6 protein-coding genes and 1 pseudogene are annotated in these 6201 nt (G+C 67.5%); 3 read left to right on the top strand and 4 right to left on the bottom strand.

Annotated features, from left to right (window positions below; genetic code table 11):
- Positions 1–114: 114 nt before the first annotated feature.
- The gene (locus ACGFI8_RS47650; protein WP_392815677.1) at positions 115–1464 is read left to right on the top strand and encodes an alpha/beta fold hydrolase; all 1350 of its coding nucleotides are present in this window, start codon (positions 115–117) and stop codon (positions 1462–1464) included.
- A 55-nt stretch (positions 1465–1519) separates the two neighbouring features.
- On the top strand, positions 1520–1702 hold the full coding sequence (locus ACGFI8_RS47645; RefSeq protein ID WP_392815675.1) for a hypothetical protein: 183 nt from the start codon (positions 1520–1522) through the stop codon (positions 1700–1702).
- A gap of 180 nt (positions 1703–1882) precedes the next feature.
- Here the strand turns inward: ACGFI8_RS47645 and ACGFI8_RS47640 are convergent.
- Positions 1883–2297, bottom strand: a pseudogene (locus ACGFI8_RS47640) (transposase); the annotation flags it as partial.
- 361 nt (positions 2298–2658) lie between these two features.
- Between ACGFI8_RS47640 and ACGFI8_RS47635 the strand changes: the two are divergent.
- A complete protein-coding gene (locus ACGFI8_RS47635) occupies positions 2659–4320 on the top strand; it encodes an ISAzo13 family transposase (protein ID WP_392815673.1) in 1662 nt (553 codons plus the stop codon).
- Here ACGFI8_RS47635 and ACGFI8_RS47630 read toward each other — a convergent pair.
- From ACGFI8_RS47630 to ACGFI8_RS47620, 3 genes are all read right to left on the bottom strand, one after another.
- Positions 4292–4576, bottom strand: coding sequence for a hypothetical protein (locus ACGFI8_RS47630; protein ID WP_392815671.1), 285 nt, complete (start codon positions 4574–4576; stop codon positions 4292–4294). The two genes, ACGFI8_RS47635 and ACGFI8_RS47630, sit on opposite strands and share 29 nt — an antisense overlap.
- Before the next feature lie 23 nt (positions 4577–4599).
- Positions 4600–5256 carry a helix-turn-helix domain-containing protein gene (locus tag ACGFI8_RS47625; protein ID WP_392815669.1) on the bottom strand — a complete coding sequence of 219 codons (657 nt, stop codon included), beginning with the start codon at positions 5254–5256 and terminating at the stop codon, positions 4600–4602.
- A 319-nt stretch (positions 5257–5575) separates the two neighbouring features.
- Complete coding sequence (locus ACGFI8_RS47620; protein WP_392815667.1) at positions 5576–6136, bottom strand: NADPH-dependent FMN reductase; 561 nt, start codon at positions 6134–6136, stop codon at positions 5576–5578.
- Positions 6137–6201 lie beyond the last annotated feature (65 nt).

Here is a 6201-nt window from a genome sequence, read left to right as displayed (position 1 = left end):
CCTCATCAGGCGCGGTAGCACCGTGAGCGAGGGGTTCCATCACGCCACGGCGCGCTCCATCACACGAGCCACGAGAAATCAGCTGTCACTCGCAAGCAAGAGAAGGAGTTCCTGTTGGGTACGATCGAAAATGCCGGCCGGGCCAACACTGACCGCCGCCGGTTTCTGGGCGTCGCCGCTGGTGCCGTCGTCGCCACCCAGCTCGGCATACCCGGCCAGGCGCAGGCGACGGCACCGGCGGGCGCCTTGCCGGTGAGAAGCGCGTCCTCCGGCTCCGTGAAGCAGACCAATGGTGTCCGCCCCTTCCGCATCGAGGTCCCGCAGAAGGAGATCAACGAGCTTCGGCAGCGGGTGAAGATGACGCGCTGGCCGGATAAGGAGACCGTCGCCGACCGGTCGCAGGGTGTCCAGCTAGCAAAGCTCCGCCCGCTCGTCGAGTACTGGGGCACTCGCTACGATTGGCGCAAGGTCGAGGCGAAGCTCAACGCGCTGCCGCAGTTCATCACCAAGATCGACGGGCTGGACATCCAGTTCGCGCACATCCGCTCGCCGCACCACAATGCCCTGCCGCTGCTCATGACGCACGGCTGGCCCGGGTCGATCATCGAGCTCCTGAAGGTCTGCGGACCACTCACGAACCCGACGGCCCACGGCGGGCGCGCCGAGGACGCCTTCCACCTCGTCCTCCCGACGATGCCCGGCTACGGCTTCTCGGGCAAGCCGACGTCGACCGGCTGGAACCCGGCCCGGATGGCGACGGCGTTCCACGAGCTCATGCTCCGGCTCGGCTACCCGCGGTACGTCTCCCAGGGAGGCGACTGGGGCGCGATCATTTCGCAGGTGCTCGCGGTCCAGCAGCCCGAGGGGCTCCTCGGCATCCACGTCAACATGCCCGGGACCGTGCCGCCGGACGTCCTGCGACACCTCCGCAACCTCGACCCCGCGCCCGCAGATCTGTCGGATCGCGAGAAGATCGCCTACGACCGGCTGCTGCATTTCTACCGTGACGGCTTCGGCTACGCGGCGATGATGAATCAGAGCCCGCAGACGATCGGCTACGCCCTTGCGGATTCGCCGGTCGGGATGGCGGCGTATTACTACGACAAGTTTGCGGAGTGGACCGACACCGACGGCAACCCGGAGAGGATCTTCACGTACGACGAGATGCTCGACGCCATCTCGCTCTACTGGCTGACCAACACCGGGACATCGTCATCCCGGTCGTATTGGGAAGGCGCGCAGGCCGGTGGCGGCCCGTTCAACGCCTTCGACATCCCGACCGTCCCGGTCGCGGTCACGGTGTTCCCGGCCGAGATCTACCGCGCGCCTCGCAGCTGGGGCGAGCGGGCCTTCGGCAACCTCATCTATTGGAACGAGGTTGACCGAGGCGGCCACTTCGCCGCCTGGGAGCAGCCGCAGCTGTTCTCCACAGAGGTCCGCGCGGCCTTCAGGTCGTTGCGTTAGGTCAGGTGCCTGGGGCGGCGAAAGCGCCGCCCCAGGCACCACCCCGGCGCAGACCGTGGCCATTCCCGGTGTCGGCCACCGGGTTGGCGAGACGGCTCCCGAACAGATGCTCGCGGCGCTGACCGCGTTCTTGACCCCGTACCGGAACTGGCGGCCGCAGGTGCACGTGCCCCCGCTGCGCGGGGCCGAGTGGCTCGACCTCGGGCCGCTCGGCCCCGCAGGGCTACGGGGGCCGTGATCGTCGTGGGCCTCGTCAACTGTGGCCTGCGGTTATCGGAGAGTCGACCAGCGAACGATCCGCGTCCATCACCACCTCCATATGTAGCCACATCGGCCTGAAAAAGTGAGTTTGGCGGGGTGGGCGACGCGTGTGCTACTCGCCTTGGCGGTGTCTTGAACGGCCTGTGGGACTTGTGTTTCAGGCGCTGGCGGCGGCGAGGGCGGTGATTTTGGTGAGGTTGTGGGCCAGCACGCCGTAGCCGGACCAGATGCTGGCGCCGGAGAGGCCGTCGAGGCGGGTGCAGTCCCAGTCGTAGCGGTCTTCGAGGTGGCTGATCCGCCCTTCGCAGCCGGTGCGCCATTTGACCAAGCGGCGGAAGCCGGGTTGCCGCTCGCGGGCTTGCCGGGCGGTGCCCGGCTTGCCTTTGCGGGGAATCGCCACCGTTTTCACGCCAGCGTCGCGCAGGTCGGTCTCCACGGCCGCCTCGCCGTAGCCGTGGTCCGCAGCCACCGCGCGCGGTCGGCCGGTGTGGCGGTGACCCGTTCGACCGCCCGGGCCGGCTGCGGGCCGTCGGGAGGATTGCCCGCTCCACCGTGTGGTCGAGCACGATGCCGCCGACGTGGTCTTGCCAACGCTCAATGCAACAGTGTCTCGTCCGGGTCGCGGATCGCGGCGACGGCTGGTCCGAAGTGGATGGTGCCGGCGCAGTGGATGCACGGCATACGGGCGGTTCGGCGTGGCAGTCCGCGACAGGAGGGGCGAGACGCCGCCGCACTCGCCGTGCATCCAGTAGTCGTGGTCGACACCGATCGGCCGCTCGTCGAGGACCGGGTCCACAGCCGTCGAAGCGTGCCGTAGCCTCAGCGACCTGCTGATCGGGGACGGGGGCCGCCCGCCGGCTGATCAACTATTATAGCTAAGGGATTGCCGAAAAATAACTAGCGTTTCTGCTCCGTACGGGTGTCTGATGTGGTATGGCCGTGACGGTGGAGACCGAGCTGGTGTTGGCGGGCAAGTTCGCGGTGCTGTTCCCGCATCTGGATGAGCGGCAGCGTCGGTTGTTGATGGCTGCCGAGGCTCGCGCGTTGGGGTATGGCGGGATCCGGGCGGTGGCACGGGCGGCCGGGGTGGCGGAGAACACGGTGGCTCGTGGTGTGTCCGATCTGGAGACTGGCGGGTCACCGTTGGGTCGCACGCGTCGGCCGGGTGGAGGTCGTAAGCGGCTGGTCGAGCTGAATCCTGAGTTGCGTGTGGCGTTGCTGGCGTTGGTGGAGCCGGACGAGCGGGGCGATCCGATGTCGCCGCTGCGGTGGACGACGAAGTCCACCCGTCGGCTGGCCGAGGAATTGGGCCGGCAGGGCCACCGTATCGGCGCGGACACCGTCGCTGACCTGCTGCGCGCAGAAGGGTTCAGCCTGCAGGCCCCGACCAAGACCATCGAAGGTGAGCGACACCCGGACCGCGACGCCCAGTTCCGCTACATCAACGACCAGGTCAAAGACCATCAGGACGCTGGGGATCCGGTGGTCAGCGTGGACACCAAGAAGAAGGAACTCGTCGGGCAGTTCAGCAACCCCGGTCGGCAGTGGCGGCCCAAGGGCGAACCGGTCGCCACGCGCACCCACGACTTTCCCAGCGACAGCTTGGGCAAGGTCGTGCCCTACGGCGTCTACGATCTGGCCGCCGACGCCGGTTGGGTCAACGTCGGCACCGACCACGACACCGCCGCGTTCGCGGTCGAGTCGATCCGCCGCTGGTGGAATGCGATCGGCCACCGCGACTACCCGACCGCCGGGCGGCTGCTGATCACCGCGGACGCGGGCGGGTCCAACGGGTACCGCACCCGGGCCTGGAAGACCGAGTTGGCCGCGTTCGCCGCGCAGACCGGGCTGCAGGTCACCGTCTGCCACTTCCCACCCGGCACTTCCAAGTGGAACAAGGTCGAGCATCGGCTGTTCAGCCACATCACGATGAACTGGCGTGGCCGGCCCCTGGAAAGCCACGAGGTCGTCGTGCAGTCCATCGCCGCTACCACCACCCGCACCGGACTGCGCGTGCACGCCGAGCTGGACACCGGTCAGTACCCGACCGGCGTCGAGGTCAGCGACGCCGACATGGCCGCCGTGCCGATCGCCAGACACGCCTTCCACGGCGATTGGAACTACACCCTGCACCCGCAACCAGCGATCGGGGACGCCCACCAGCCCGACCGGCCGGCACCCGACCCAGTCCTGCTGTCAGATCCACTGCTGACCGGACTGTCCACACAGGACCTCCAACAGCTGACCACCGAACTCGACGCGCTGCGCCAGACCCACCGCAACGCCCGACACGAGCAGGCCGCCCGCCTCGCCGAACAGCAAGGCAAACGCGCCCACGCGCCACGGCCCGGCCGGCCACCCCGATTCACCTTGCCCGACCAGGTCTTGGCCACGATCCTGCACCTGCGCCTGCAACTGCCCGAGCCAACCCTGGCGGCGATGTTCACCACCAGCCGCCACACCATCCGCCGAGCCATCAACGAAATCCAGCCCTTGCTGGCGCTGCACGGGACCACGATCGCGCCCACGCCAGAGCCGACCACGCTGGCCCACCTGTTGCAAACCATCACAGAACGGACAGAGACTGCGAGTTGATTATCTGCAATCCCTTAGAAGGCAGAGCTTGATCTCCCGCGAGGCGATCACTGTGTGAACATCCGTTGTGTTTGACCTTCGACACAGATCTCTGTACCCACCGCTCCATGATCGCATTCATGCGCGGCATCCGGATCCCGCTGAGCACGACCTCGACACCCGCATCCTTGAGCACGGTGTCGAGCGACGCAGGGAACTTGCTGTCCCGGTCGCGGATCATGTACTTGGCCCGGCAACCGACGTCTTCGAGGTCCATGACGAGGTTCTTCGCCGCTTGCGTCACCCACGTGGCGGTCGGGTGCGCACTCGGACCCGGCGGTTGGCGTGCTCGATCACCGCGAGTACGTACAACCGGGCTCCGGTCAGGGTGACGGTCTCGAAGAAGTCGCACGCCAGCAGGGCCTCGGCCTGTGAGCGTAGGAAGTCTGCCCAGGTGCTGCAGGCGCGCTCGGGCGCCGGATCGATCCCGGCCTCTCGCAAGATCTCCCACACGGTGGACGCGGCTACCTTGATGCCCAGCACGAGCAGTTCGCCGTGCAGGCGGCGATATCCCCAGTCGGGATTCTCCCGCGCCAGCCGCAGCACCAGGGCGCGAATCGAGTGCACGGTCCGTGGCCGGTCCGGCCGCTTGGGCCGGGACTGGGCCGCGTGGCGGCGTGCGAGCAGGTCACGGTGCCACCGCAGAATAGTGTCCGGGCGCACCAGCAGCCGCAACCGACGCAGCACGTTGAGCGGGAGCCGGTGCAGCAGGGCCGCCAGGAACGCCCGATCGCTCGGGTCGAACCGGGGCCTGTCGTTGCCGAGTTGCCGCTCCAACACGGTGATCTGATGGCGCAACGCCAGGATTTCCACGTCCTTGTCCCGGTCGCTCATCGGCAGCAGGCGTAGCAGGGCGAACGCGTTCATCACGGCCAGGTAGGCCAGTCGCAGCAGCACGGTCGATCATCATGTCGCGGCGATGCCTGCCGCGCGAGAGGCCGGCTTGAGCGAACCGCTGTCGACATCCAGGTCCTCCCATGCGCCGGCTCCGACCAGGGCGGATGGGGTTTTCGGCAAGGGCAGGGTCGTCACAAGATGGACGAACCGTTCGGGCTGTCGCCAGATGGAGCAGTGCCATTCGCGCTGGCAGATAACGGCGCCGGTGATCGAGAGTGTCGGGTGCGGGCGTGCCGGCGGGCGCTGGGCGTACTGATGAAGGAAAAGGCCGGCCGGAACCCTCCCTCGGAACTCCGGCCGGCCAGGAAAAGCGGGTCGATCAGCCTTTGCGAACCGTGGCGAGAGCCTTGCCCCAAGTCACCGTCTGGTCGAGGACAGTGTTCAACGTGGCCTCGTGCTGCGGACCGGGCTTGAAGACGCTGTAGTTCTCGAAGTCCGAGAACAGCGACAGCGCGACCTGGGCGCGCACATCGGCGATCTGCAGCTCGCCGGCGATGAGCCGCAGGTGCTCGACCGCGCGCGTGCCACCCGCCGAGCCGTAGCTGACGAAGCCCGCCGCCTTGTTGTTCCACTCGGCGTAGAGGAAGTCGATCGCGTTCTTGAGCGCGCCACTGGTTGAGTGGTTGTACTCCGGCGTCACGAAGATGTACGCGTCGAACTCGGCGATCGTGGCCGCCCACTGCTTGGTGTGCTCGTTCGCGTACTGGCCCATCGACGGCGGCGCGGCCTCGTCCAGGTGCGGCAGGTTGTAGTCGAGCAGGTCGACCAGCTCGAACTCCGCGTCCCCGCGCCGGCTGGCGATGTCGTAGACCCACTTGGCCACGGCCTCGCCGTTCCGGCCCGGGCGGGTGCTCCCGAGGATGATTCCGACCTTGATCATTCCTAGCTTCCTCTTCTTGAAGGGGACGCCACCGCGGAAGGGTGACGTGTCACCGAATGATGAGC

It is taken from the genome of Dactylosporangium sp. NPDC048998 (assembly GCF_043197855.1).
GTDB lineage: Bacteria > Actinomycetota > Actinomycetes > Mycobacteriales > Micromonosporaceae > Dactylosporangium.
This window is presented reverse-complemented; position numbering and strand designations above follow the sequence as displayed.